This window comes from Xanthomonas nasturtii, from assembly GCF_023337365.3.
In the GTDB taxonomy this organism is placed as follows: Bacteria; Pseudomonadota; Gammaproteobacteria; order Xanthomonadales; family Xanthomonadaceae; genus Xanthomonas; species Xanthomonas nasturtii.
Genome location: NZ_CP142084.2, coordinates 892,475 through 917,751, shown reverse-complemented (window position 1 = coordinate 917,751; position 25,277 = coordinate 892,475). Strand labels below are relative to the sequence as shown.

Genomic DNA, 25,277 nt, shown 5'->3' with positions numbered 1-25,277 from the left:
AGGAGGCCCGTCATGAGCCGTTATTACGATAGCTCCGCACCAAAAAAACCCCTCAACCTGACCATCAATGCCGACCTGGCCGCCCAGGCCCGCGCCATGACCGGCAACCTGTCGGCAAAGGTGGAGGAACTGCTGGCCGAGTACGTGACGAAGGAGCGCGACAGCCACAGCGCCCGGGCGATGGAGTTGCAACGCGCCGCAAGCGAATGGAAGGCCTTCACCGACGCGCACGGCGCCTTCGCCGACGAGTTCTCCACCCTGTGACCGACCAGTTCGATATCTACGCCAACGTCGGACGCAACAAGAACATTCCTTATGTTGTGGTCGTCCAATCGAAAATCTTCGATGCCTCCCCCCGCCGCGTCGTCGTACCGTTGGTCATCGCCTCCGCGCACTCCCCGACCCCCTCCCGCTTCACCCCCGAATTCGTCGTCGCCGGCCAGCGCGTCGTGCTGCAACCACTGGAAATGACCTCGGTACCGCTCTCGGTACTCACCCACCCGGCGGGTTCGTTGAGGGACGAAGGGCAACGCATCGTCGACGCCCTGGACGAGCTGTTCACCCGCTCGTTTGGTTAGGTAGCGCGCTGGCAACTGCAGCGTGAGCGAGACGCCCATGACGCAGATCGCGGCAGGTTGCGCACGCTGAAGCATCGGCTGGTCCAGCATCCCAGCGCTTGACGCCCGATTTACCGCCATGACGCCAGAGCGAAAAGCTCGCCCCCATCCGCCCTTCGGGCACCTACCGCTGCAAGCGGTGGAAGGGAGTTGATCACTTAGTGCGCAGCGCCCCAGCCAACCACCTATCTGCAAGCCCCCTTGAGTCAAGGGGGCGCGGCGACAGCCGCGGGGGATATGGCATACCCGGAGCGGGACCCGCGTTTTGTACCGCCTGCGGCGGTACGAAGCGTGGGCGCCTTCGAGAAGGGCGAACGCCCGAACGAAGGTGGCGGAGCCGGCCGATAAGCCGGGTTCTGTCGTGGACAGTCATTCGTCTAGGCGCTACGTCACCGCAGCGCTCAAGCAACCTACCCGGATCCAGCGCGGGCCACGCCAATGGATCCCTATTTGGTCTTGCTCCAGGTGGGGTTTGCCGTGCCGGTCCGTTACCGGACTCGCGGTGCGCTCTTACCGCACCATTTCACCCTTACCGGCCCCTCGCCACCCCTCTGCGGCCTCCGAACGCACTTGGCGATGCCTATATGCATCGCCGACACGCTTCAGTGGCGGCAGAGGGGTGACGAGGGACGTAGGCGGTATCTTTCTGTTGCACTTTCCGTCGGCTTGCGCCGCCCAGGCGTTACCTGGCACCTTGCCCTATGGAGCCCGGACTTTCCTCGGCACTCTTGCGAGTGACGCGACTGTCTGGCCGACTCCGCCGGGGCGCACTATACGCTATCGCCACCGTGCAGAACGGCGCAACGCTGCCAGCCCGCCATCGCCGGTAAGCCCGCAATTACCCGTAGGAGCGCACCCGGGCGCGAGAGGCCTTACCGAGAAAAATCCCACTACAGGTCAACGTGCTCCTGCAACAACACACCTAGCCGCCATACAAGGCCTTGCGCGGCGCACCGGTCAGCTCGGCGGCCAGCTTGGCGGCGGTGGACGGCGGCAGGTGTTCGGCCAGCTTGGCGTAGACGCGGCGGCCTTCGGCCAGCTGGCCTTCGGCGGCGTCGGCGGCGCCCTGCACCATCACCACGAACTCGCCCTTGCGCTGGTTGTCGTCGGCTTCGACCCTGGCCTGCAGCTCGGCCAGGGTGCCGTCGAGCACGGTTTCGAACAACTTGGTCAGCTCGCGGGCGATCACCGCCGGGCGCTCGTCACCGAAGGCCCCGCGCAGGTCTGCCAGCGACTCGACAATGCGGTGGGAGGACTCGTAGAACACCAGGGTGCGGGTTTCGCCGGCCAGGTGCGCCAGGCGCTCGCGGCGGGCGGCGCTCTTGGCCGGCAGAAAGCCCTCGAAGCCGAAACGGTCGCTGGGCAGGCCGGCCACGCTCAAGGCGGCGATCGCCGCGCAGGCGCCCGGCACCGGGCTGACCTTGATGCCGGCGGCACGGGCGGCGCGCACCAGCTTGAAACCGGGGTCGCTGACCAGCGGGGTGCCGGCATCGCTGACGATGGCCAGCGATTCGCCTTCGCCCAGGCGCGCCACGATACGTTCGGACATGGCTTCTTCGTTGTGGTCGTGCAGGGCCAGCAGCGGGCGGTCGATACCGAAATGGCTGAGCAATTGGCGGGTGTGGCGGGTGTCTTCGGCGCAGATCGCGGCCACGCCACGCAACACCTCCTGCGCGCGCGGCGACAGGTCGGCCAGGTTGCCGATCGGCGTGGCGACCACGTGCAGGGTTCCAGGGGACATCATCAGCGGTCTTCCGGGGGCAAAGGGTAGAATCGTAGCGGTTTTCAACGGACCGCCCTGGCGGCCCCTGTCCAATGGATCTGAAATGAACAAGCGTGTTGCAAGGATCTCCGCCCTGTCGCTGCTGGTGATGCTGGCGGCCGGTTGCGCCACCAGCAGCGTCACCCAGACCGCCTCGCCCACGCAAAGCGCGGCGCTGGCGTTGCTGGACCAGGGCAAGCCGCGCGAGGCGGGGCAGCAGCTGGAAGCCGAGGCCGCCAGTGCCAGTGGTGCACAGCGCAGCCGCTTGCTGGCCGCATCTGCGTTCGGTTGGCACGACGCCGGCGATGATGCACGCGCACGCACGCTGCTGGCGCAGGTCAATGCACGCCACCTCAGCGGCGAAGACCGCGCCCGCTTCGGGCTGCTCACCGGCGAGTTGGCGGTGCTCGACAGGCAGGGCGCGCAGGCATTGGAGGCGCTGGGCGACAGCCCGCAGGGGCTGACCCAGCCGCTGCAGACGCGCTGGCTGGTGGCCCGCGCCGCCGCGCTGGAAACCACCGGCGACCTGTTCGGCGCCGCCGCCGATCGCGCGCGCGCCGATGCCAGCCTGACCGGCACGCCGCGCAGCGAGAACCAGCGCGCCATCGCGCGTCTGCTGGCCGCGCTGGACGATGCCACGCTCAAGGGCCGTACCGCCGCACTGCCGGCCGGCGACCCGCTGTACAACTTCGCCGGGCGCGCGCTGATCAGCCGTGGGCTGGGGTTGCCGCACGCGTTCGAGCGCGATGCGCAGTGGGGCTTCGACACCAGCAAGCGTCCGCCGGCCGAGCGCGATGGCTACCGCCCGCCGGTCAAGCTGGGCGTGCTGTTGCCGCTCACCGGCAACCTGGCCACCGCCTCCGCACCGGTGCGTGACGGCCTGCTGGCCGGCTATTACGCCGAGACCCGCCGCCGCCCGGAAGTGCAGTTCTTCGACACCGCCGGCACTGCGGCCGGTGCCAATGCCGCTTACGACAAAGCGGTGAGCGCCGGGGTGGACTACGTGGTCGGCCCGCTGGGGCGCGATGAAGTGAGCGCCCTGTTCGCACGCGGCCAACTGGCGGTGCCGGTGCTGGCGCTCAACCGCCCCACCGACAACAAGGCACCGCCCACCGGCAGCGCGGGCTTCTCGCTGGCACCGGAAGACGACGGCATCATGGCCGCCGAATACCTGCTCTCGCGCGAGCGCCGCAACGTGCTGATCGTCGGCACCAGCGACGACAGCGGCAAGCGCACCATCAAGGCCTTCCGCGACCGCTTCAGCGAACGCGGCGGCACGGTGGCCGGCAGCATCAGCGTGGCCGATACGCCGGGCGACATCGGCGCGCAGCTGCGCAATTACGGCACCGCCGATGCGGTGTTCCTGGCGGTGCGCGGAAACACCGCGCGGGCGTTGGCCCCGCAGCTGGCATTGAGCGGATTTGCCGGCAAGTCGCGCGTGGGCACCTCGCAGCTGGTGGCCGGCACCGGCAAGATCGAAGACGACCTGGCACTGGACGGCATCGTCTACCCGAGCGAAACCTGGACCGCGCTGGGCGTGTCCGGCCTGCCGGCGGCCAGCCAGGTGGCCAGCACACTGCCCAGCGCACGCGGCCCGGCCGCCCGCCTGTTCGCGTTCGGCTACGACGCCTGGAAGATCAGCGCATACCTGGAAAAACTTGCCACCGGCACCGATGGCGGCCTGCGTGGCGCCACCGGCACCTTGCATCTGGACGGCTTCGGCAACGTGCTGCGCACGCCGGCCTGGTCCACCTTCAACGGTGGCCGCCCGGTGCCGATCGCCGACGGCCGCTGAGGCCATGCCGGCGGCGCGTCAGCAGCGCGGTGCGGCAGTGGAAGCGGCCGCACGCGTCATGCTGGAGCAGGCCGGTCTGCGGCTGGTGGTGCGTAACGCCAACTACCGCGGCGGCGAACTCGATCTGGTGATGCGCGACGGGCAATCGCTGGTGTTTGTGGAAGTGCGCTACCGGCGCGACGACCGCTTCGGTGGCGGCGCGGCATCGGTGGATGTGCGCAAGCGCCGCAAGCTGGTGTTGGCCGCGCAATTGTTTCTTGTCCATCACCCCGCGCTGGCAGCGCTGCCGTGCCGCTTCGATGTGGTCGACGCCAGCGGCGAACCGCCGGTATTGCACTGGATCCGCGACGCGTTCCGCACTGACGATTGCTGACCACGCCCGACGCTCGCTACCCACGCCATTACCGACGTTCGATGCCGACTATCATGACCCACGCTGCGGTGCCGCTGGCGCTCTGGTGCGCCTGTGAACGCGGCCGCATGTCGCCATGCCTGCTGGCTGCCGGTGTGCTGGCGGCGATGCTGCACGACGCCGACGTGGCGGCGTTTGCGTTGCACCACATCCCGTATGCCGACGCGTTCGGCCATCGCGGTGCCAGCCACTCGTTGTTAGTCGCCGCAGTGATGGCATTGTTCGGCGGCGCGGCGCATCGCCTGTTGCGTGCCGATGCCGTGCAGGCGGCTGTGTTTTTGTTCGTCTGCACCGCATCGCACCCGCTGCTGGATGCGATGACCTCCGGCGGCCGGGGCGTGGCACTGGGCTGGCCGTGGGACCAGACACGCTGGTTCGCACCGTGGCGGCCCATTCGCGTGTCGCCGTTCGCCAACGGATTTTTCAATGCGCGCGGCCTGGACACGCTGCTCTCCGAGCTGCGCTGGGTCTGGCTGCCGCTCACCGTCGCCGTGCTGGGCTGGAGATGCATCCAGCGCACGACACCACAGGATCAGATGCGATGACCGACGTACTTCCCGCTGCACTGGCCGAGCTGCTGGCCAAGCGCCTCGGCGCCGAGGGCTGGTTGACCGGCGAAGATGCGCGCCGCCGCTATGGCGAAGACGATTCGCGCCGCTGGGCATTGCCCGCCGCCGTCGCTTTGCCGCGCGATACCGAGGATGTGGTGGCGATCGTGCAGGCCTGCCGCGCGCACGGCGTGCCGATCGTGGCGCGCGGCGCCGGCACCGGCACCACCGGCGCGGCAGTGCCGTTTTCCGGCGGCGTGGTGGTGTCGATGGCGCGCATGAATCGCATTATGGCGCTGCGTCCAGAAGACCGCTGCGCGGTGGTGCAGCCCGGCGTGCTCAATGGCGACCTGCAACAGGCGTTGCAGCCGCATGGTTTGTTCTGGCCACCGGATCCGTCCAGTGCAGAGATCTGTAGCGTTGGCGGCAATCTATCCACCAACGCCGGCGGCCCGCGTGCAGTGAAGTACGGCGCAACCCGCGACAACGTGCTTGGCCTGGTGGCGGTGACCGGCACCGGCGAGGTGATCCGCTGCGGCGGCGCATACACCAAGAATTCCACCGGCTACGACCTCACGCATCTGCTGGTGGGCAGCGAAGGCACCCTGGCGATCATCGTCGAAGCGACCTTGAAGCTGACCCCGCGTGCAGTCGCGCAAGCCGGGGTGCGCGCGTTGTACCGCGATGCCGCCAGCGCTGCGGCGGCGGTGTCGCGCATCATGGCGCAACCGACCACGCCGACCATGCTGGAATTCATGGACGCCAGCGCAATCGCGTTACTGCGCCGCAATGGCAGCGATGTGCCCGAAGCCGGCGCGATGTTGCTGATCGAAGCCGATGGCGATCACGACACCCTGCCCTACGCATTGCAGGCACTGCATGACGCCGCCGATGGCGAAGGCGTGCTGAGTCTGGACATCGCCGCCGACGGCGGCGCGCGCGACAAACTGTGGGCTGCGCGCCGCGCGCTGTCGCCTGCACTACGCACGATCAAGCCCGGCAAGATCAACGAAGACGTGGTGGTGCCGGTGTCGCGCATTCCCGCGCTGGTGGCCGGCGTGGAAGCGCTTGCTGCAGAGTTCGCGTTACCGATCGTCGCCTTCGGCCACGCAGGCAACGGCAATCTGCACGTCAACATCATGTACGACCCGGCCGATGCCGACGAAGACGCACGCGCGCACGCGGCATTGCCGCGGCTGTTCGCACTGGTGCTGTCGCTGGAAGGCACGCTCTCTGGCGAACACGGCATCGGCGTGGCCAAGCGCGATTTCATGACGCAGGCGTTCAGCGCCCCCACGCTGGCAGCGATGCGCGCGATCAAGGCCGCGCTGGACCCGGATGGGATCTTGAATCCGGGAAAAGTGCTGCCTTCTCTAGAAAACTCTTCGTAGCTGTCTATAGCCCTGGCCGTGCTGGCGTCGGGCGATCGTCGCTTGATTCAAAGCGATTTCTCTGGCTAGCTTGGCTGCCAAGCGATTGCACTAGAGAATGCCTATGATCGCCACCAGAAAAAAACCCGATAGAGCCGCTTTCACACTGGGAACGGCCGCGCGATGGATAGCAACATCTGCATTGCTGTCGTTGGCAGGCTGTTCGTCGCCGGAGGCTGGCGCTGTCGCTTCAGGCCAGCCAAGCACTTCATCAACAAGAGCCAGTTCGGACTGCTCCCGCATTAGTGCAACCAAAGATCGACAAGCATGCCTGTTGGCCTTGCCGGAAGCTGACTGCAAGCTATTGGGCGCAACGTGCATCTCGTTACGTGAAACTCGTTCGATCAACGAAAAATTGACAAGAATCGAAAGGGAAATCCTCGACAAGGCGCGCGTGCGCTACGCCAGCTATGCCACTGACGATCCCGCTTATCTGGATGATCTGGAAAAGAATTTCAATGCTGCGTCTAAAGCCTGGCGCACTTATCGAGATGCCTATTGCCAGGCCGAGCCATTGGTGCAGGGCATGTCTCGCAATGAACAAGATGCCCTGACTGCAGACTGCAGCATAAACGCCACACGGCTACGTATCGAGCAACTGGAACAGTTGATAAAAGCCATTCCTTAGGGGACGAAGATGACACAAGGATACCGCTACGACGCGTTAAGTCGTCAAAGCTTCGAAGTGCTTGCATAGAACGCTGTCGGCCGTGCCAGCGAAGTGAATCTTGGCGCCGCGTACGCCTTGCAACACAGCACCGGAAATTCAGGCTGGCCTGTAGGCATTATGCAGTGGGACTTCGGTCAGCCTGGGCGGGGAGCTGCCGCCGAGGAGATGCTTCGCCACTATGCAGAGTGGGCCCCGCCTCAACAGCAGTTCAACCACGTAGAGCAAACGAATCTTCTGCAGCGCCTGCAGACCCCAGGACAAGTAGGTAATGACCTTTCGACTGTAGAGCAGGATCGACTCAACGAGTTCCTCAGGTCAGACGACGGCCGAACATTTGTTCAAGGCCTGAACGATCAGCAGGTGGACCGAAAATGGGAAGCTGTTGGCCAGCCCCTTTCGCAGATAATTTGGCTGCAGGATCTCAATAGGGACCATCCCGAGAGCGCTGCCGCAATTGTTGCCGTGACCAGCAAACTTTACAACCAAAACCAAGCCCGTGGAGCCTTGCTTGTCGAAAGCCTCCAGCAATCGGATGGCATGACTACGGATGCGGTGCGCGAATGGATCGGGAATCAAGGCATCAATGGGTTGAACCCCGCTGCCAGGGCAGCGATCGTGTCCGGGCGCGATGCGACGCTTCGAGGGGTTGGCCTCGTCAACGCATTGGAACTCGGACAAGGACAAGGTAGCGAGGAATGGCAATCTAAGGTCAGGGAAGCCGACAACCCGGCCTTGGCCCAAGGGTTCAACAATGAGCCTAGGGCCTGTTAACACATCCGAAGTCCATCAACGACAAGGATGAAGCTTAAGAATCCGAGGAACATGACATCCAGCTTTTCGAAGCGCGAGAAAATCCGGCGGTAGCCCTTCAAGCGACGAAACAGCCTCTCCACTTCGTTGCGCCGCTTGTACATTTCTCGGTCGTACTCCCAGGGCTCGACCCGATTGGCTTTTGGCGGAACCACCGGGACGTAGCCAAGATCAAGCGCTAGTTGGCGCGTCTCATTGCCTTCGTAAGCACGATCCATCAACAAATGAATCGGTCGCTCCACAGGCCCAAGGTGTTCAAGCAACGTGCGGCCCGCAGGTGCGTCATGGGCGTTGCCAGGCGTCAATCCGAACGTGATCGCTGTTCGAGCATCTGCGGCAACCATATGAATCTTGGTATTCCATCCGCCGCGCGATTTACCGATGGATTGTGGGCCGTTTTTTTTAACGCACCAGTCCCATCCGGATGCACCTTGATGCTGGTAGAGTCCAGCGAGACCGCCTCGATTTTGATGCGCACGATGTGGGACTTCTGCAGTTCAGCGAACATCCGGTCCAGCACACCTGCCTTGGCCCAACGGTTCATGCGTGTGTACACCGTGTGCCAATTGCCAAAGCGCTTGGGCAGGCCGCGCCATTTGCAGCCATGCTCGGCAACATAAAGGATGGCATTGACTACTTGCAGGTTGGTCATGCCGACATTGCCGCGCTGCCTCGGCAGACACTGTTCGATGAGAGAAAATTGTGCGGGTGTGATTTCCATGCGCAATAGTTTAACCGCTCAGATCATTAGTGTTAACAGGCTCTAGCTTGCAGTTGTTTGACGCGATGTTACGAGATCCGGTGAATGGCTCCCGCATCCTCGACCGGATGGATGAAAGAACGTCCGGTCCCATCCTGACAATTACAGGTAGAAATGAACTGGCTAGAGAAGAAATTTCTCAGGTGCGAGTTGACCGCGAAGGCAGCTTGTCTGTCACCAATCCTTCAGGGGAGATCCATACTTGGGAGGGCAGAGCATGGTCTTCTCCACTTGAACCTACCGACCCTCATTATCACCAGGGCGCACACCCCTTTGGACCGCCTGCACCGTTTGCCATCGACTCACCAGCTCTCCCACAAATATTTGGACAGTGCGTGGAACATGTTCATGCGCTAGACCGCTCGATGGGCCGATTACCAGATGATCGGAGTGATCGAGCAGCCGCATGTCTGGCTACTGAAGCAATGGCAAATGGTCTCACGCGTGTGGACCACGTAATACTTAGTACGGCCACCCCATCTAGGCAGGCGGGTCAATATCTTTTTGCGGTACAAGGAGAGCCAAGCAACCCTGCGAGTATGCGAGCTCATGTGCCAACAGAGGTTGCGATCAATACACCAGTCGAAGTATCCATCCAGCATGGTCTGGATATTCATCGGGAGCAATTAAGCAAGCAGCAGAGCATGCAACGTGAACAGGCACAAGAACAGGAGCGCCCAGGGCCGGTTATAGGATAGCTGTCCGCATGATTTTTCAGGCAACCCTAGCTGCCACGTCATTCCAATCGCATTTCAAAAATCGAAGTTTATGCGCGATTTCGATGCCGCTTCTTAAATTTGGCGGGCGCCGCATTGCAACACGCTCAGCGCGTCACCCCGATAAAGCGCAACCCCACACCGGGCTCGGTCACGATGTAATGCGGGTCGGCGGCATCGTCTTGCAGTTTCTGGCGCAGTTTGCCGACCAGAATGCGCAGGTAATGGGTGTCTTCTTCGTGGGTGGGTCCCCATACTTCGCGTAGCAGCTGCGGTTGAGTGACCACACGGCCGGCATGTTTGAGCAGCAGTGCGAGCAAGGCGTATTCCTTGCGACTCAGCGGCACGGGCTCGCCTGCCAACGTGACTTCGCGCAGGCCCAGATGGATATGCAGGCGGCCATCGTCGAACACGCTTTCTTCCAGCATGCTGCCGGCACCGGCCTGGCGCAGCAAGGAGCGGATGCGCGCCATCAGTTCCTGCACACCGAACGGTTTGGTCACGTAATCGTTGGCGCCGGCATCGAGCGCGGCGACCTTTTCGGTTTCGCCGGCGCGCACGGTGAGCATGATCACCGGCACGTTGGACCACTGGCGGATTTCGCGCAGCACCTCGTGCCCGTCGCGATCGGGCAGGCCGATGTCCAGCACCACCAGTTCGGCGCCCTGCCCGGCCAGCGTGGCCAGGCCTTCTTCGGCGGTGCCGGCCTGCAGCACGCGGTAGCCCTGCGCACGCAGGCTGATATCGAGAAAACGGCGGATCTGCGGCTCGTCGTCGACGATCAGCACGCGGGCGGGCGGGATGGCAGTGAGGTCAGTCGGCATCGGGGCGAGGTGGCGCGGCGGGAACGAGCAACGGCAGCGTAATGCGAATGGTGGTGCCGTGACCATGTGCGCCGGCCAATGCCGCCACGCTGCCGCCATGCGCGCCGATCATGCCCTGGCAGATGGCAAGGCCCAGCCCGGTGCCGTTGCGCCCGCGGTCGCCGCGCTCCACGCTGTAGAACATGTCGAAGATGCGCGCACGCTCGTCTTCGGGAATGCCCGGGCCCTGGTCGCCGATATCGATCTGCAAGGCGCCGGCCTGCAGGCGCGCGTGCACGGTGACTGCCGCACCGGGTGGCGAAAATTTCGCCGCATTCTCCAGCACGTTGAAGATGGCCTGTTCGACCAGCGCCGGGTGTACCCAGATCGCCGGCAGCTCGGCTGCCAGATCCAGTTGCAGGCGTACCTCCGGCTGGTAGCGCTGCAGGCGGCGGGTGGCCGAGCCGATCAACTCGTCCACACCGATCCAGTCGCGATTCAAGGTGAGCCCGGTGTGGCCGAGCCGGGTCATGTCGAGCAGGTTCTGGATATAGCGATCCAGCCGCTCGCCTTCGCACTGGATGGTGTCGAGCAGGCTGTGGCGATCCTGCGCATCCATTGCATCGCCGTAGCTGGCCAGGCTGCTGGCCGAGCCGATCATCGAGGCCAGCGGCGAGCGCAGATCGTGCGAGACCGACGACAGCAACGCCGAGCGCAACCGCTCGGTTTCGCCGCTGACGCGCGCGCCTTCCAGATCGGCGACCAGACGCGTGCGCAGCGCGGCCTGCCCGATGTCTTCCACCATCGCTTCGGCCAGGCGGCGTTGTTCCAGGCCAGGCCGCTGCACGGTCTGCCGGAAGCGCAGCGCGGCCACGCCCAGGGTGCCGCGTTCGTGGCGCACCGGCAGGCACCACCACTGCGCACCCGCCAGGGTATCGGTAAAGCGGCCGGCCGGTTGGCCATGGCGTTGGGTCCAGTCCGCCGCGCTGCGATCGAGCGCACCGAAGCTGGTGGGTGCCTCGCTTTCGCGCTGTTCCAGGCGCAGCCAGACCTCGGCATCCAGGGCGGTGGCCAGGGCGCGCCGGCCGGCTTCGAGCACCTGGCCAAGATCGGCGGCGGTGCTGAGCTGGCGGGCCAGCGCCTGCAAGGCGTTGGCGTGCGCATTGGCCGCGCGCAAGGCCAGCACCTGGCTACGCAGGCGCGAGGCCAGCCGGCCGGCGACCAGCGCGGCGATCAGGAACAGGCACACCGTCACCACGCCCTGGCGCGCGCTGATGTGCAAGGTGAAGCGCGGTTCGATGAAGAAGAAGTTGTAGGCGACAAAACTCAGCAGCGCAGCGATCACGGCGGCGGCCATGCGTGTGCGCGAGGCCACCAGCACCACTGCCACGATGAACACCATCGACAGGTCGTCGATGTCGGTCCAGCGTTGCAGCAACCACGCCACCGCCACCGCGCCCGCCGCAGCGATTGCGGCGAACGCCAGGTCATACCGCTGCAGCCATTGGCGCGGGTTGCGCCAGCGCTGCCGCGCACGTGCGCGCGCGTCGGCGGAGCTGACGATGACCAGTTCGTAATGCGCGCCACGTTGCAGCAGTTGCTGGGTCAGGGTGCGGTTGAACATGCGCGCCAGCGGGCGTTCGCGGGTGCGCCCCAGCACCAGGGTGGAGATGCCGTTTTGCGCGGCGAAATCCAGCAGGGCATCGGCGACGTTGGCGCCGTGCAGCAATGCGGTGTCGCCACCGAGCCTGCGCGTGAGTGCGAACGCGCGGTCGATTTCCAGCTGCCAGGCCGCGTCGGTCACGGTGCGGGTCTGCACGGTGACCACCGTCCATGGTGCATCGCGTCGCTCTGAGAGGCGCCGCGCCACGCGCACCAGATACTCCGAGCTGCCGCGCCCATCGATGGCCACCACCACGCGGCGCCGCAATGCCGCGGTGCCGGGCAAGCCGCGTGCGGCCTGGGTGTCGCGCAGATCGCTGTCGACACGGTCGGCGGCGGTCTGCATCGCCAGCTCGCGCAATGCGGTGAGGTTGGAGGGCGAAAAAAACGCCTGCAGCGCCTGCGTGGCCTGCTCGGGCAGATAGACCTTGCCTTGTTGCAGGCGCTCGATCAGTTCGCGTGGCGGCAGGTCCACCAGCACGATGTCGCGCAGGCGGTCGAACACCGCATCGGGCACCGTTTCGGACACGCGCACGCCGGTGATGCGCAGCACGATGTCGTTGAGGCTTTCCAGGTGCTGGATGTTGACCGTGGTGTAGACGTCGAGCCCGGCATCGAGCAATTCCACGATGTCCTGCCAGCGCCGCTCGTGGCGGCTGCCCGGCACGTTGCGATGCGCCAGCTCGTCGATCAACACCAACCGTGGCTTGCGCGCCAGCACTGCATCCAGATCGAGTTCTTCCAGCAGGCGGCCCCGGTAGCTCACCGGCGCGCGCGGCAGCAGCGGCAAGCCCTCCAGCAGCGCAGCGGTTTCGCTGCGCCCGTGCGTTTCGATCACGCCGGCCACCACGTCCGTGCCCTGGCGCAGGCGCTCGCGCGCCCGCGACAACATGGCGTAGGTCTTGCCGACGCCGGGCGCTGCGCCCAGGAACACCGTCAGGCGCCCGCCGTGTTCGCGCTGTAATTCGCCGATCAAGGCGTCGGCTTGCTGGGTGCGGGCGTCGGACATCTGGGTGGGGATTAGGAGTAGGGACGGGAAAATCGGGACCCGGGACCCGGGACCCGGGACCCGGGACCCGGGAGAGCCTACCGCGCAATGCCGCAGAATTACTGCTGCTATTGCTATTGCTGTTGCTGTTCCCGGGTCCCCTGTCCCGGGTCCCCGGTCCCGGCCTTATCCAACGCCAGATTCAAGGCCAATACATTCACCCGCGGCAGCCCAAGCAAACCGAACTGTGGCGCCTCGGTCGCCGCCTGCACCAGTGCGGCAACGCGCTGCTCGGGCCAGCCGCGTGCGGCGGCCACGCGGCGGATCTGCACCTGCGCGCCGGCCGGGCTCAGGTGCGGGTCCAGACCGCTGCCGGATTGGGTCAGCAGTTCGCCTGGCACTGTCTCCGGCGCGATGCCATCGCGTGCGGCCACTTGCGCACGCGTGGCCGCGATGCGCGCCTGCAAATCAGGATTGGAACGCGCCTGATTGCTGCCGGCCGCCGCGGTGAGGTCGTACTTGGCAGCCGACGGACGCGGCTGGAAGTAACGCGCATCGGCAAACGGCTGGGCAACCAGCGCCGAGCCGACCACGCGCGTATCGACGCGCAGCAGCGAGCCATGCGCCTGCTCGGAAAACAGCGCACCGGTGATGCCGGTGGCGATCAGCGAGTAGGCCAGGCCCAGCCCGAACAGGATGAACAGCGCGAGCATCAGCGAACCGCGCAGAGCGCCGTCGTCGCGTAACGGCAAGGAAGAAGACATGGACAGATTCTCGGAAGTAGAAAGGTGCATCACAGGCAACTCAAGCACCGAAAGCAGCGACAAGCGCCAGATCGATCGCCTTGATCGCAGCGAACGGCAGCAGCACGCCGCCCACGCCGTAGATCAGCATGTTCCGGCGCAACAACGCGGTGGCGCTGGACGGACGAAAACGCACGCCGCGCAAGGCCAGTGGAATCAACGCCGGGATGATCAACGCATTGAAGATCAACGCCGCCAGCACCGCGTGCTGCGGATTGGATAACTGCATCACGTTGAGCGCCGCCATCGACGGAATCGCTGCCGCAAACAGCGCCGGCAGGATCGCGAAATACTTGGACACGTCGTTGGCCAGCGAGAATGTGGTCAACGCACCACGCGTGATCAGCTGCTGCTTGCCCACTTCGACCACCGCCAGCAGCTTGGCCGGGTCCGAATCCAGGTCGACCATGTTGCCGGCCTCCTTGGCCGCCTGCGTGCCGGAGTTCATCGCCAGGCCCACATCGGCCTGGGCAAGCGCCGGGGCATCGTTGGTGCCGTCGCCAACCATCGCCACCAACCGCCCACCGGCCTGCTCGGCGCGGATGCGTGCCAGCTTGTCTTCCGGGCGCGCCTGGGCGATGTAGTCGTCCACACCGGCTTCGGCGGCAATGGCGGCGGCGGTGAGCGGGTTGTCGCCGGTGATCATCACCGTCTTGATGCCCATCGCACGCAGCTGCGCGAACTTTTCCTTGATGCCTTGCTTGACCACATCGCTCAGTTCGACCACACCGAGTACATGCCGGCCTTCGGCCACCACCAGCGGTGTGGCACCGCCACGCGCGACGTCTTCGATACGCCCCTGCAATTCCGGCGACACCGTCGCGCCCATGCCCTGCACATAGGCCACGATCGCATCGCCGGCACCCTTGCGGATACCGCGCCCGGCAAGATCCACACCGGACATGCGCGTCTGCGCGGTGAAGGCGATGTAATGAGGGACCCCGCGCATGGATGCGCGGTCTGTTGTGGAGGGATCCGCATCCAATGGCGCCTCCGGCTCCACCACCACCGCGCCTTGCTGACGCGCCAGCTTGACGATGGATTTCCCTTCCGGCGTCGGGTCGGCCAGCGAGGCCAGCATTGCGGCGTCGCGCAGCTGCGCACGGTCGATACCGGCCAACGGATGAAACGCGGTGGCCTGCCGATCGCCGTAGGTGATGGTGCCGGTCTTGTCGAGCAGCAACACATCCACGTCGCCGGCCACTTCCACTGCCTTGCCGGATTTAGCCAGCACATTGGCCGACAGCGCGCGGTTCATGCCGGCAATGCCGATCGCCGGCAACAAGCCGCCAATGGTGGTGGGGATCAGGCACACCAACAGCGCGATCAGCAGCAGCGGATCCAGCGTCACGCCGACGAACCCCGCAATCGCCGGCAACGAGGCCACCACGATCAGGAAGGTCAGCGTCATCGCGGCCAGCAACAAGGTCAGCGCGATTTCGTTCGGCGTCTTCTGCCGGTTGGCGCCTTCCACCAAGGCAATCATGCGGTCCAGAAAGCTGTGCCCCGGCTCGGCGGTGACCTTGAACACGATCTCGTCGGAGAGCACGCGCGTGCCGCCGATCACGCCGCTGCGGTCGGTGCCCGCCTCGCGCAGCACCGGTGCCGATTCGCCGGTGACCGCTGCTTCGTTGATCGTTGCAACGCCACGCACGATCTCGCCATCGGCCGGCACGAATTCGCCTTCGGACACCATCACGTAATCGCCCGGACGCAACTCCGCCGCTGGCACGCAGGTCTCGCGGCCGCCAAGTGCGGTTTCCACCCGGCGTGCCATCAGGTCCTTGCGCGCACGCCGCAGTGAGGCGGCCTGGCCGCGACCACGCGCTTCGGCAATGGCCTCGGCGAAATTGCCGAACAACACCGTGACGAACAGGATCGCCGTCACCGCCCAACCGAAGCCTGCATTGCCATGTCCGCTGGCGGTGATCACCGCCGCCAGCAACGTGCCGCCCATCACCACCGCCATCACCGGGCTGCGCAGCAGATGCCGCGGCGCCAACTTGCCGAAGGCGGCACGCATCGCCGCAACCAGCACGGCGGCATCGAACAACGCTGCGTCGCCGCGCTCGCGTTTTTCAGTCGTATCGATCGTAGACATTGCTCAAAACTCTCAGGACGCCGCCAGGGCGAGGTGTTCAGCGATAGGACCCAGCACCAGTGCCGGCATGAACTGCAGCACGGTCAGCACCAGCACGATCGCCATCAGGGTCAACGCAAAGGTGGGGGTTTCAACCTGCAGGCTGCCGGCAGACTCCGGCGCGCGCCGCTTCACCGCCATGCGCGCGGCCACCATCAGCGGCAGGATCAACGCCGGATACCGTCCCAGCACCAACACCACCGAGCAGCTCAGATTCCACCAATACGTGGCATCGCCCAGGCCTTCGAAGCCCGACCCGTTGTTGGCAAACGCGGAGGTGTACTCGTAGAACACCTGGCTGATGCCATGGAAACCAGGATTGGAATTGGCGGTAAATGCCGGCACTGCCAATGCCACTGCGGTGAAGCCCAGCACCACCAGCGGCTGCAGCAGGATCAGCAGCGCCAGCAGCTGCACTTCGCGTGATTCGATCTTGCGGCCGAACAATTCCGGCGTGCGTCCGGTCATCAACCCGGCCAGAAACACGCTCAGCAACAGATACACCACGAACTGCTGCAAGCCGCAGCCGATGCCGCCCCAGATGGCGTTGATCAGCATGTCGACCAGCGTGACCAGGCCGCTCAACGGCGCCAGCGAATCGTGCATCGCATTGACAGAGCCGTTGGAGGTCTGCGTGGTCAACGCCGCCCATAACGCCGAAGCATCCGCACCGATGCGCACTTCCTTGCCTTCCATCAGCGCTGGCGAGCCCGCGCTGGTCGAATGCGCTTCGGACCACAGCAACAACGCAGTGGACGCGGCCGACATCGTCAGCATGGTGCCGAACACCAACGCGGTGAGGCGCTTGCGCCCGGTCAGATAGCCGACCATGAACACCACGCTCATCGGCAGCAATACCAATGCGAGCGTTTCGAGCAGATTGCTCAACGGCGTGGGGTTTTCCAGCGCCACCGAACTGTTGGGGCCATACCAGCCACCGCCGTTGGTGCCGAGCTGTTTCACCGCCACCATTGCCGCCACCGGGCCCACCGGAATGGTCTGCTTGGCCATGCCGGCACTACCATCCAACGGCGCTGCCGTTGCCGCGCCCTGCAATGTGGATGGCACGCCTTGCCAGCCAAGCAACACCGTCCACAGCAGGCACAGCGGCAGCAACACGCGCACGCTGGCGCGGATCACATCTGCCCAGTAATTGCCGACGTCTGCTTCGGGGAGTGCCTCCGCGCTGGAACCTGGCTGTTGCCCTCCATTGCGCAGCAGTGCCGTCTCCGAATCGTCCGGCCCGGCCGTCTCTGCGCGGGCGCTCGCCGTCGCGTCCGATGCCAGTGCGGTATCGGATACGTGTGCGGCAGCGCGCCCACCGAACAAGGCGCGCAGCGTCGCCACTGCCAACGCCAACCCCATCATCGGTGTCACCACCTGCAGACCGACGATGCCGGTCGTCTGTGCCAGATACGACAGCTGCGCCTGACCGGAATAATGCTGCTGATTGGTGTTGGTGACGAACGACACCATGGTGTGCAGCGCAGTGTCCCAGCGCATGTTCGCAATGCCGTCTGGGTTGAACGGCAGCCAGGCCTGGGTCATGAACACCACCCAGGTCAGTACGCCGACGACCAGATTGCTGAGCAGGAAAGCCACGCTGTAACCGCGCCACGACATGCCCTGCTGCGGGCGCGTTCCGAGCAAGGCATACAACGGCCGCTCGATCCAGCCGAATAGCGCATCGCCGCGCATCGGGGCACCGCGCATCACCGCGGCAAGATAGCGGCCCAGGGGCCACGCCAGCACGATCGCCAGCGCGTAGACAAGAAACGTTTCAGTCATCGGAGCGCACTCGCATCAGAAGTCTTCGGGCCGCAGCACCACGTACAACAGGTACGCAGCAGCAACGAGTACGGCCACGCCGCACAACAGGGACAACCAGGCAGGCATGTCGGCTACTCCCCAAGACGCGCACAAGGCGGCGCGATGGATGCGATGTGCAATGGCGCTGGCAGCGTGTGCGTGCCAACCAGGCAAAGCGCTGCCGCACCGTGCGCGCAGCGCCGATGGAGCAGACAGGTCAAGGGATGCATCGGGATCGTCCACGGCGGAACCGCTCCGCCAACCTGCGCAGTCTCCGCCCGTGCCGCGTAAAGTCGCTATGGACCTGTATTGGCCGCCGCGTAAATTCCGCATAAATCAGGCAGTGCGGATGAGTTGGGGAGTTGTCGTTCCTGGATCAAGCCGATGTTCGCTGGGATCAGGGGGCGTTGGCAGGGTGCAGACACCCGTGCCCTGCCATCTTCACGACGTTTGCTGCGACCTGAGGCTGGCCTGCTTTTGTTTGAGTATTAGCGCCCTTTCGTTTCAGGCACTGGCCCTTTGGTTACGGGTGTCGTCTTGACTGCTCAACGCGGAGATGGCCGAGCGTGCGGTGCCCTCACCGCTCGCGGGACACGCCGTTAATCCGTCCATGCGGGCTCGGTGGCGGCATCCATGCCGCCACCGAGCCCGCAATCGGTAAGGACACCGCACCAGATAGTTGGCTGTTGGTTTTGTTGAAGAGCGAAGACAGCGCGTCGCTGCTTGCCGGTTGAGAGCAGTGCTACAGGTCGTAGGACAGCACGTCTTCGAAGCCGAAGGTGTCGAAGTTTTCGATGCGCGAGGGATACAGGCGGCCGACCAGATGGTCGTATTCGTGTTGCACCACGCGGGCATGAAAGCCTTCGGCGTCGCGCTCGATCGGGCTGCCGTCGGGGGCAAAGCCGCGGTAGCGAATGTAGCGATAGCGCGGGATGACTGCGCGCAGGCCGGGAATCGACAGGCAGCCTTCCCAGCCGTTTTCCATCTCGTCTGACAGCGGTTCGATCTGCGCGTTGGCCAGCGCCGTGCGCGGCACTGCGGGTGCTTCGGGATAGCGCTCGCTGGCTTCGAAACCGAACACCATCAGTTGCAGATCCACCGCGATCTGCGGGGCTGCCAGGCCGACACCACGCGCATCGTCCATGGTTTCGAACATATCGGTCACCAGCGTGTGCAACTCGGCGCTGCCCAGATTGGTCACCGGCGGCGCCACACGCAGCAAGCGCTTGTCGCCCATGCGGATAATTTCACGAATCATGTCGGTGCTCCTCAAAACGATACGGCGATCTTAGAACGGCCAACACCTGCTAGCGAGCGGCTGCCAGGCAGATGTGGGCGGCGTTCACCCGAGTGCAAAAATGCGACATAGCGCGTCCTGGCACCGGCCGCACCGGCCTGTGCTCAAGCAGTCGCTTTAGCGATGGCTGCGGCGCTCAGGCACCGATGCGCTGACCGGTCTCGTCCAGCACGGGTTCGCCGTCCTCCTTGACGAACGCGCGGGTGGCCGGAGGCAACAGCTCGCGCACTTGCTCGGATGGCCGGCACAGGCGCGTACCCAGCGGCGTCCGCACGAACCGGCGATTGATCAGGATGGGGTGCGCGAGCATCGCGCTGAGGAGTGCGGCGTCATCCAGCGCAGGATTGTCGAGTCCCAGCTCCAGATACGGCGTTCCCTTCTGGCGAGCGGAACTGGGCGACGCCAGGAAAAGCAAGTCGGTAGGACATGCCCCTGTAGACGGCGCCCGTACCCTCATCCGCCCCTTCGGGGCACCTTCTCCCGGCGGGAGAAGAGAGTGCAGTTGGCGCCTGCTGGACCATCGGCCTTTCTGAAGCAGCGGGCTGCTCGGCGGGGCTAGCTACGGACCTTGTCATGGCATGACCAGGAGCGGGCCTGTGCCTGTGTCTGTGCGCCAAAAATCTGACTGATTCCGGGCCATCCCAACGGGTCATTCCAAGAAAATCTCAAACCACAAGTCAGTCGATGACTTTTTCAGGCTACCGCTTCGCATTCATCGGCTGACGTGTCAAAAGATTGACACACGTCACGTATTCATGATTCAGTCATGAACAGAATGGAACGGAAGGATTCTCCCGAGCGCCGGTGTCAGCACGGCGTTTTTTCCCCTGTTGGACCCAAGGAAACCCCAACGATGATGAGCTTTCGCAAGCCCGGATGGATGCTGTCCGGTGTGTTGTGTGTTGTGTGCCTGCCGGCCATTGCCGCAGCGCAGGAGGCAGCCACCAGCAGTTCAAAGGTCGGGATCGACCCCACCACCGGCAAGTTGCGCCCGCTGACCGACGCCGAGAGCGCGGCGCTGGATCAGCAGGCCGCCGCCTCCGCAGCCCGTCGCGGCGCAGCGCGCAGCTCGGTGCCGCAGACCGAGGCGGCCGCACGCGCCACCGAGCGCCGCCTGCCCAATGGCACCGTGGTGCGCAAGTTGCCGGCGACCCAGATGAGTTCGCTGACAGCGACCCGCCAGGCCGACGGACGCATCGTCATCGAACACAGCGAAGACGCCGACACCCCCCAACCCGCCCACGCCGAGCACGGAGCGCTGCCGCATGAATAAGCCCTTGTTGCTGTTGTCCCTGGCCGTGGCCGCCGCACTGGCACCGCTGCATGCGTCGGCGGCCAACGTCACGCTGATCAATGGCGATGCCGGCAGCGTGGTCGGCTTGAACGACCCGACTGCTGCCGCGCCGTTGGGCGGCAACCCGGGGCGCTCGGTCGGTGAGCAACGCCGTATCGCTTATCAGTACGCGATGGACCTGTGGGGCGCGGTGCTGCAGAGCAACGTCGAGATCAAGGTGTATGCCTCGTTCGCGCGGCTGACCTGCGCCGCCACCACCGGCACGCTGGGCCAGGCCGGGCCGAACTGGATCGTCAACAATTTCCCCGGCGCCAAGCCCAACACGCTGTACCCGTCTGCGCTGGGCGATGCGATCGCCGGGCAGGACCTGGTGCCGGATCCGGCCGATCCGGCCGACGTGTTTTCGCAGTTCAATGGGGACCTGGGCAAGGACGACTGCCTGGCCGGCTCGGGCTGGTATCTGGGTCTGGACGGCAAGACGCCCGAAGGCCAGATCAACTTCCTCAACGTGGTGATGCATGAGATCGGCCATGGGCTGGGCGCGGCGGGCTTCCTCAACAAGACCACCGGTGTGCTCGGTTCGGGCAGCGGCCTGACCGACGTCTACACCTCGCAGGCCTACGACAACGTCCAGAACAAGCGCTTCGACGACCCTGCCATGACCGACGCCCTGCGTGCCGAAGCGATGCGCACGCCCGGACGCACGGTGTGGGCCGGCACCCGCGTGAACCGCGAGGCGGCGTTGATCCTGGACCAGCGCACGCTGTTGCGCGTGACCGCACCGGCCAGCGCAGCGGGCAAGTTCGAAGTGGGCTTTGCCAGCTTCGGGCCACTGGCCACCGCAGCCAATTTCCCCGCGCGTGCGGTGGTGACGGTCAACGATGGCGTGGCGGCACCGTCGGCCAGCGATGGCTGCGAAACACCCTTCGCCAATGCGGCCGATGTGGCCGGCAAGGTGGCGTTGATCGACCGCGGCACCTGCGCGTTTACGATCAAGGCGAAGAATGCGCAACTCAACGGCGCCGTAGGCGTGATCGTGGCCAACAACGCCGCGGGTGTGCAGACGATGGGCAATGCCGCCCCGCCGATCACCGACATCACCATCCCCGCCATCATGGTCTCGCAGGCCGATGGCGCGCGCCTGAAGAGCAGTACTGCGGTGGTCGCGGCGCTGTACGAGGATCCCACGCTGCTGCAGGGCACCGACAGCGCAGGCCGCACGCGCCTGTACTCGCCCAGCGTGGTGGCCGGCGGTTCGACGTTCTCGCACTTCGATACCGATCTGCAGCCGAACGCGTTGATGGAACCGTTCGACACACCGCAGGTGCAGGCGCACGTCAACATCGACCTGACCCCGGCGCTGTTTGCCGACATCGGCTGGACCTTGAACAGCGGGCCGGCCAAGTTGGGCACCTGCAATACCTTGGTGCCAACGGTGGAGACCGGCGGCCTGATTCCGGGTGCGAACGTGTCTGCCGAAAGCAGCCTGTGCAAGTCGCAGAATGGCGGCAACCGTCTGGGTTACCTGACCTGCATGGACGAGCACGTGCGTGAGCTGCAGAGCCAGGGTGTGATCAGCCGCGTGCAGCAGGCAGCGGTCTTTGTCTGCGCCACCAAGGTGCGTCCGTAAGCGTCACACGTGGTGCGTAAAACGCAGTAATGCGAACGGCGCCGAGAGGCGCCGTTCGTTTATCCGCACTCATGGCGTTCGGTGCAGGCCAAGCGTTCCACGCACCGTTGCAGCGACTCGAACCAACAGCCGGAAGCACATCAGGGCGCGAACGCGATGCGCGCGGCAGCCAGCTGTCGCGTCACGCTCCGCTGCATGCATTCGCTGCACACACGTGCTGCGCCTGCTTGCTGCACACCCGATCGACGACGCATCAGGCTTGCCAGGCCATCAACGATCCGCCGCATACGGCGAGGTCAGCACCTGCGGCGCACGGCCCAGCGCCGCGCCCAACCGGTCCATCACGAAACGCAGATAGAGATTGCAGCTGAACTGGTTGGAGTCGCGCGCGTTGTTGCACGTCAGCCGCCCGCCCAGAAACAGCTGCGGTGCCACCTGCCATTCGGCCGCACCACTGAGGTTGTAGGACACGCCGGTACGGCTTTCGCCGGCGTACACCGGGTCGGTGTAGCGGTTGACCAGGCCGAGCAGCGCCGCCAGCGATGCGGCATCGTAGGCGGCCTGTTGCAGGGTCGGTCAGCGGGGAAATACGGCGAGGCGTCGGTGCTGAAGTGCTGCACGCCGATGCTGGCGTCGACCTTCCAGTTCACCGTCTGCCCGGCCGTGCGCCCGCTCCAGTGCACCGGGAACCCCAGGTCCACATACTGACGGTGTCGCCGAGTTCGCCGCGATAGCCCACGCCGCCGATGACATTCTGTTCCTGGAACCCGATCGGCGTGCTGCCCGCATCGGCGCTGAAACCGCCATTGCGATAGCGCACGCCAACACCCACGCCGGTGTCGTCCTGGCTGAGCCGGCAGCTGCCGTTGCCGCTGGCGGCCATCGCGTTGAGCGTATCGGCCAGCCCGGTGGGCGTCTGCTGCGCAGCGGCCGTGCTGCCGGCCAGCGCGCGCAAGTGGCCGCATCGCCGGCGCCCAGCTGTTCGCTGAGTGCGGTGTTGCCCAGGATGTCGCGTGGCAGCTGCGCAATCGGCGTGGCGGAGACGTTGATGCTGAGCAGATACGCCGGCAACGGTTCGTTGGCCAGCGCGGCCAGCGCAGCGGCGTTGCTGTTGTTGTTTTCGACCAGCAGCTCGTTGAACAAGCCGGTGTTCAAGGTGTAGCGGCGCAGCCGTTCGCGTGAGGCGGCGTCGTCGCCTTCGGTGGCAAGCAGCTGATACACCGGGGTGTTGACCAGCGTGTCGATCGGGCCACGATCGGCGGCCAGCGCATCGCCGATCGCGCCCTGCGGGCCGGTGCCGAAGCGGCTGGCGGTGACGGACTCGGTAGTGAGCGTGCCGGCGTCCACCCCGGTGGATGTCAGGGTGACGCCGAGCTTGCCCTCGCCGACCGCGAACTCGGCCTGTACCGGCATTTCGATGTCGTCCAAACGGCCCAGGCCGTTTTCGCCTTCGCGGGCGCGATACAGCGCGCCGCCGGCGAGGTTGTCGCTGTTTTCCAACTGCACCGCGCGCAATTCCTCGAGCACGCTATTGCCGCTGCTGCGCGCAGGCAGTGCGTGCGTGGCGATGGCGCGCGGCTGTGGATCGCTTGCTGACAGCAGCGGCACGTCGTTGCGCGTGGAAGCGCGCAGGCGGCGGCTGGGTGCAGGCAAGGTGGAAGGCACGGCGCTGGCGCTCACCGGCTGCGGCAACGCGTCGTCGCTGGTGCCGGTATAGGCGTTGACCGGCGCAGCCGTTGCGAAACGTGCAGCGGTGGGCGGCGTGGCGACCGGCGCCAGTTGCACGGTGCGCGCCCTTGCGGCGGCGTCGTACGCATTGCCGCCGTCCATGTGTTCGGACAGCACCGCCGGCGAGCGCGGCATCGCGCCGGTCATGCCGGAGAACGGATTGAGCGGGCGCCCGGACGATGCCACCGCAACCGTGCCGCGTGCCGACGGCAGGCCGTTATCGAGTTGAGCGGCCTGGCGCTGCTGCGCAGCCAGCGATGCGCGGAAATATTGCTCGGCCTTGCGGTTCTTGCCAGCGCTGCGACACACGCGGCCGGCGGCGGCGAGCACTTCCGGCGACTCCGGTGCCTGCGCCAGCGCGCGTTGCAGATAACTGCCGCGCATGGTCACCCTGCGCGGTTACGTTTCTGCCGGCGGCGGCAACCCGAACACGTCGCGCAGATAGCGCAGGTACCCGATGTCGTCGCACATGCTCTTGCCGGGCGAATCGCTGAGCTTGGCCACCGGCTGGCCATTGCAGCGGACCATCTTGATGACGATCTGCAGCGGCGTCGGCCCCAGGTCGTTGGTCAGGCTGGTGCCCACACCGAAGGCCAGCCGGCAGCGCGTGTGGAAGTGCGCGTACAGCCGCATCACCTTGTCGATATTGAGGCCGTCACTGAACACCAGCACCTTGGTGCGGGGGTCGATACGGTGCGCTTCCAGATGCGCGATGACGCGCTCGCCCCATTCGAACGGGTCGCCCGAATCGTGGCGCATGCCATCGAACAGCTTGCAGAAGTACAGATCGAAATCGCGCAGGAACGCGTCCAGCCCGACCACATCCGACAACGCAATGCCCAGATCGCCGCGGTACTCGCGCGCCCACGATTCCAGCGCCGCCACCTGCGAATCACGCAACCGCGGCCCCAGCGCCTGGAACGCCTGCAGGTATTCGTGCGCCATCGTCCCCAGCGGAGTCAGCCCGTACCGCTTGGCGAAATACACATTGCTGGTACCCACGAACTGCGCGCCCAGGCCATCGCGCAGCAGCGGCAGCAACTCGCCATGCCACTGCCGCGAGTACCTCCGGCGGGTGCCGTAATCGGCGATCTTGCAGCCGGCCGGCATGCTGCGCAGGCTGCTCATCTTGGCGCGCAGGCAGCTGCGGCCCTCCTCGAAATCCGGCTCGGAGGTGTTGCGAAACCACACCTCGTTGATGATCGCCAGCAGCGGTACTTCGAACAGGATGGTGTGCAGCCAGGGGCCGCGGATGGTCAGCTCGATCTCGCCCGGGTGGGTGGTCGATGCCGACAGCTGCAGATACTTGCGATCCAGATGGAACAGCGCCAGGAAGTCGGCAAAGTCCGGCTTGATGAAGCGCAGGCTGCGCAGGTAATCCACCTCATCTTCGCGCAGCCGCAGCCGGCACAGCGCGTCGATCTCGCGTGAGATCTCGTCGATGAATTGCGCCAGATCCACGCCGGGCGTGCGGCATTTGAAGCGGTAATCCACCTGCGCTGCAGGATGCTGGTGCAGCACCGCCTGCATCATGGTGAATTTGTACAGGTCGGTGTCGAGCAGCGAATGGATGATCATGCCGCCGGATTATGCCCGCAGCGGC

26 protein-coding genes, 1 other RNA gene and 1 pseudogene are annotated in these 25,277 nt (G+C 65.3%); 13 read left to right on the top strand and 15 right to left on the bottom strand.

Annotated features, from left to right (window positions below; translation table 11 throughout):
- The first annotated feature begins 12 nt into the window (after positions 1-12).
- On the top strand, positions 13-264 hold the full coding sequence (locus tag M3O59_RS03860; protein WP_047697619.1) for a type II toxin-antitoxin system CcdA family antitoxin: 252 nt from the start codon (positions 13-15) through the stop codon (positions 262-264).
- Positions 261-578 (top strand): CcdB family protein, encoded by a 318-nt coding sequence (locus M3O59_RS03855; protein WP_064630843.1) that lies wholly within the window; start codon positions 261-263, stop codon positions 576-578. Before M3O59_RS03860 ends, M3O59_RS03855 begins: the two co-directional genes overlap by 4 nt.
- Positions 579-946: 368 nt before the next feature.
- Here the strand turns inward: M3O59_RS03855 and rnpB are convergent.
- Positions 947-1,376, bottom strand: an RNA gene (gene rnpB, locus M3O59_RS03850) — RNase P RNA component class A.
- Positions 1,377-1,539: 163 nt separating this feature from the next.
- Complete coding sequence (rsmI, locus tag M3O59_RS03845; RefSeq protein ID WP_116906583.1) at positions 1,540-2,361, bottom strand: 16S rRNA (cytidine(1402)-2'-O)-methyltransferase; 822 nt, start codon at positions 2,359-2,361, stop codon at positions 1,540-1,542.
- 82 nt (positions 2,362-2,443) lie between these two features.
- Here rsmI and M3O59_RS03840 point away from each other — a divergent pair, with 82 nt between their 5' ends.
- The 6 genes from M3O59_RS03840 (at position 2,444) to M3O59_RS03815 (ending at position 8,005) form a co-directional block, all read left to right on the top strand.
- Entirely contained in the window at positions 2,444-4,174 is a 1,731-nt protein-coding gene (locus M3O59_RS03840; protein ID WP_116906584.1) for a penicillin-binding protein activator, read from the top strand.
- Between the two features lie 4 nt (positions 4,175-4,178).
- Positions 4,179-4,547, top strand: coding sequence for a YraN family protein (locus M3O59_RS03835; RefSeq protein ID WP_116906585.1), 369 nt, complete (start codon positions 4,179-4,181; stop codon positions 4,545-4,547).
- A gap of 41 nt (positions 4,548-4,588) precedes the next feature.
- On the top strand, positions 4,589-5,131 hold the full coding sequence (locus M3O59_RS03830; RefSeq protein WP_116906592.1) for a metal-dependent hydrolase: 543 nt from the start codon (positions 4,589-4,591) through the stop codon (positions 5,129-5,131).
- On the top strand, positions 5,128-6,525 hold the full coding sequence (locus tag M3O59_RS03825; RefSeq protein ID WP_116906586.1) for an FAD-binding oxidoreductase: 1,398 nt from the start codon (positions 5,128-5,130) through the stop codon (positions 6,523-6,525). The genes M3O59_RS03830 and M3O59_RS03825 overlap by 4 nt, the downstream gene beginning before the upstream one ends.
- A 103-nt stretch (positions 6,526-6,628) precedes the next feature.
- Entirely contained in the window at positions 6,629-7,192 is a 564-nt protein-coding gene (locus M3O59_RS03820; RefSeq protein ID WP_116906587.1) for a lysozyme inhibitor LprI family protein, read from the top strand.
- A gap of 93 nt (positions 7,193-7,285) precedes the next feature.
- Positions 7,286-8,005 carry a hypothetical protein gene (locus M3O59_RS03815; protein WP_181920641.1) on the top strand — a complete coding sequence of 240 codons (720 nt, stop codon included), beginning with the start codon at positions 7,286-7,288 and terminating at the stop codon, positions 8,003-8,005.
- Here M3O59_RS03815 and M3O59_RS03810 read toward each other — a convergent pair.
- A protein-coding gene (locus M3O59_RS03810) for an IS5 family transposase (protein WP_330462227.1) occupies positions 8,002-8,765 on the bottom strand; the annotation gives its coding sequence in 2 pieces (ribosomal slippage) (positions 8,002-8,450 and positions 8,450-8,765; 765 coding nt in all). The genes M3O59_RS03815 and M3O59_RS03810 overlap by 4 nt on opposite strands.
- A gap of 47 nt (positions 8,766-8,812) precedes the next feature.
- Here M3O59_RS03810 and M3O59_RS03805 point away from each other — a divergent pair.
- Complete coding sequence (locus M3O59_RS03805) at positions 8,813-9,502, top strand: XVIPCD domain-containing protein (protein WP_181920440.1); 690 nt, start codon at positions 8,813-8,815, stop codon at positions 9,500-9,502.
- 125 nt (positions 9,503-9,627) lie between these two features.
- Here the strand turns inward: M3O59_RS03805 and M3O59_RS03800 are convergent, their stop codons facing one another.
- The 8 genes and pseudogenes from M3O59_RS03800 to M3O59_RS03765 form a co-directional block, all read right to left on the bottom strand.
- Positions 9,628-10,344 (bottom strand): response regulator, encoded by a 717-nt coding sequence (locus M3O59_RS03800; RefSeq protein WP_116904995.1) that lies wholly within the window; start codon positions 10,342-10,344, stop codon positions 9,628-9,630.
- A complete protein-coding gene (locus tag M3O59_RS03795) occupies positions 10,334-12,994 on the bottom strand; it encodes a sensor histidine kinase (RefSeq protein WP_116904996.1) in 2,661 nt (886 codons plus the stop codon). The genes M3O59_RS03800 and M3O59_RS03795 overlap by 11 nt, the downstream gene beginning before the upstream one ends.
- 113 nt (positions 12,995-13,107) lie before the next feature.
- Positions 13,108-13,737, bottom strand: a complete 630-nt coding sequence (kdpC, locus tag M3O59_RS03790; protein ID WP_116904997.1) for a potassium-transporting ATPase subunit KdpC — start codon at positions 13,735-13,737, stop codon at positions 13,108-13,110.
- A 40-nt stretch (positions 13,738-13,777) separates the two neighbouring features.
- The gene (gene kdpB / locus M3O59_RS03785) at positions 13,778-15,877 is read right to left on the bottom strand and encodes a potassium-transporting ATPase subunit KdpB (protein WP_249046876.1); all 2,100 of its coding nucleotides are present in this window, start codon (positions 15,875-15,877) and stop codon (positions 13,778-13,780) included.
- 12 nt (positions 15,878-15,889) lie between these two features.
- Positions 15,890-17,704: a potassium-transporting ATPase subunit KdpA gene (gene kdpA, locus M3O59_RS03780; protein WP_116904999.1), complete on the bottom strand. Its 1,815-nt coding sequence runs from the start codon at positions 17,702-17,704 to the stop codon at positions 15,890-15,892.
- A 15-nt stretch (positions 17,705-17,719) separates the two neighbouring features.
- Positions 17,720-17,812: a potassium-transporting ATPase subunit F gene (locus tag M3O59_RS03775; RefSeq protein WP_006452907.1), complete on the bottom strand. Its 93-nt coding sequence runs from the start codon at positions 17,810-17,812 to the stop codon at positions 17,720-17,722.
- A gap of 655 nt (positions 17,813-18,467) precedes the next feature.
- Positions 18,468-18,983, bottom strand: coding sequence for a peptide deformylase (def, locus tag M3O59_RS03770; protein ID WP_064630823.1), 516 nt, complete (start codon positions 18,981-18,983; stop codon positions 18,468-18,470).
- Positions 18,984-19,158: 175 nt separating this feature from the next.
- Positions 19,159-19,407: pseudogene (locus tag M3O59_RS03765) on the bottom strand (ArsC/Spx/MgsR family protein); the annotation flags it as partial.
- Positions 19,408-19,875: 468 nt separating this feature from the next.
- On the opposite strand from M3O59_RS03765, the gene M3O59_RS03760 reads away from it, so the two are divergent.
- A complete protein-coding gene (locus tag M3O59_RS03760; protein ID WP_064630821.1) occupies positions 19,876-20,295 on the top strand; it encodes a post-PEP-CTERM-1 domain-containing protein in 420 nt (139 codons plus the stop codon).
- Positions 20,288-21,946: a PA domain-containing protein gene (locus tag M3O59_RS03755; protein ID WP_116905000.1), complete on the top strand. Its 1,659-nt coding sequence runs from the start codon at positions 20,288-20,290 to the stop codon at positions 21,944-21,946. The genes M3O59_RS03760 and M3O59_RS03755 overlap by 8 nt, the downstream gene beginning before the upstream one ends.
- A gap of 270 nt (positions 21,947-22,216) precedes the next feature.
- Here the strand turns inward: M3O59_RS03755 and M3O59_RS03750 are convergent, their stop codons facing one another.
- The 3 genes from M3O59_RS03750 to M3O59_RS03740 are packed head-to-tail and all read right to left on the bottom strand — an operon-like array spanning position 22,217 to position 22,829.
- Positions 22,217-22,444, bottom strand: coding sequence for a cellulose synthase subunit BcsC-related outer membrane protein (locus M3O59_RS03750; protein WP_373418995.1), 228 nt, complete (start codon positions 22,442-22,444; stop codon positions 22,217-22,219).
- Positions 22,348-22,596, bottom strand: a complete 249-nt coding sequence (locus M3O59_RS03745; RefSeq protein WP_373418994.1) for a hypothetical protein — start codon at positions 22,594-22,596, stop codon at positions 22,348-22,350. Before M3O59_RS03745 ends, M3O59_RS03750 begins: the two co-directional genes overlap by 97 nt.
- Positions 22,593-22,829, bottom strand: coding sequence for a cellulose synthase subunit BcsC-related outer membrane protein (locus M3O59_RS03740; protein WP_373419011.1), 237 nt, complete (start codon positions 22,827-22,829; stop codon positions 22,593-22,595). Before M3O59_RS03740 ends, M3O59_RS03745 begins: the two co-directional genes overlap by 4 nt.
- A gap of 345 nt (positions 22,830-23,174) precedes the next feature.
- Here M3O59_RS03740 and M3O59_RS03735 point away from each other — a divergent pair, with 345 nt between their 5' ends.
- Positions 23,175-23,663, top strand: coding sequence for a hypothetical protein (locus M3O59_RS03735; protein WP_373418993.1), 489 nt, complete (start codon positions 23,175-23,177; stop codon positions 23,661-23,663).
- A 3-nt stretch (positions 23,664-23,666) separates the two neighbouring features.
- Complete coding sequence (locus M3O59_RS03730; protein WP_249046515.1) at positions 23,667-23,903, top strand: hypothetical protein; 237 nt, start codon at positions 23,667-23,669, stop codon at positions 23,901-23,903.
- Positions 23,904-24,073: 170 nt separating this feature from the next.
- On the opposite strand, the gene pncB is transcribed toward M3O59_RS03730, so the two are convergent.
- A complete protein-coding gene (gene pncB, locus M3O59_RS03725; protein WP_116905001.1) occupies positions 24,074-25,252 on the bottom strand; it encodes a nicotinate phosphoribosyltransferase in 1,179 nt (392 codons plus the stop codon).
- Positions 25,253-25,277 lie beyond the last annotated feature (25 nt).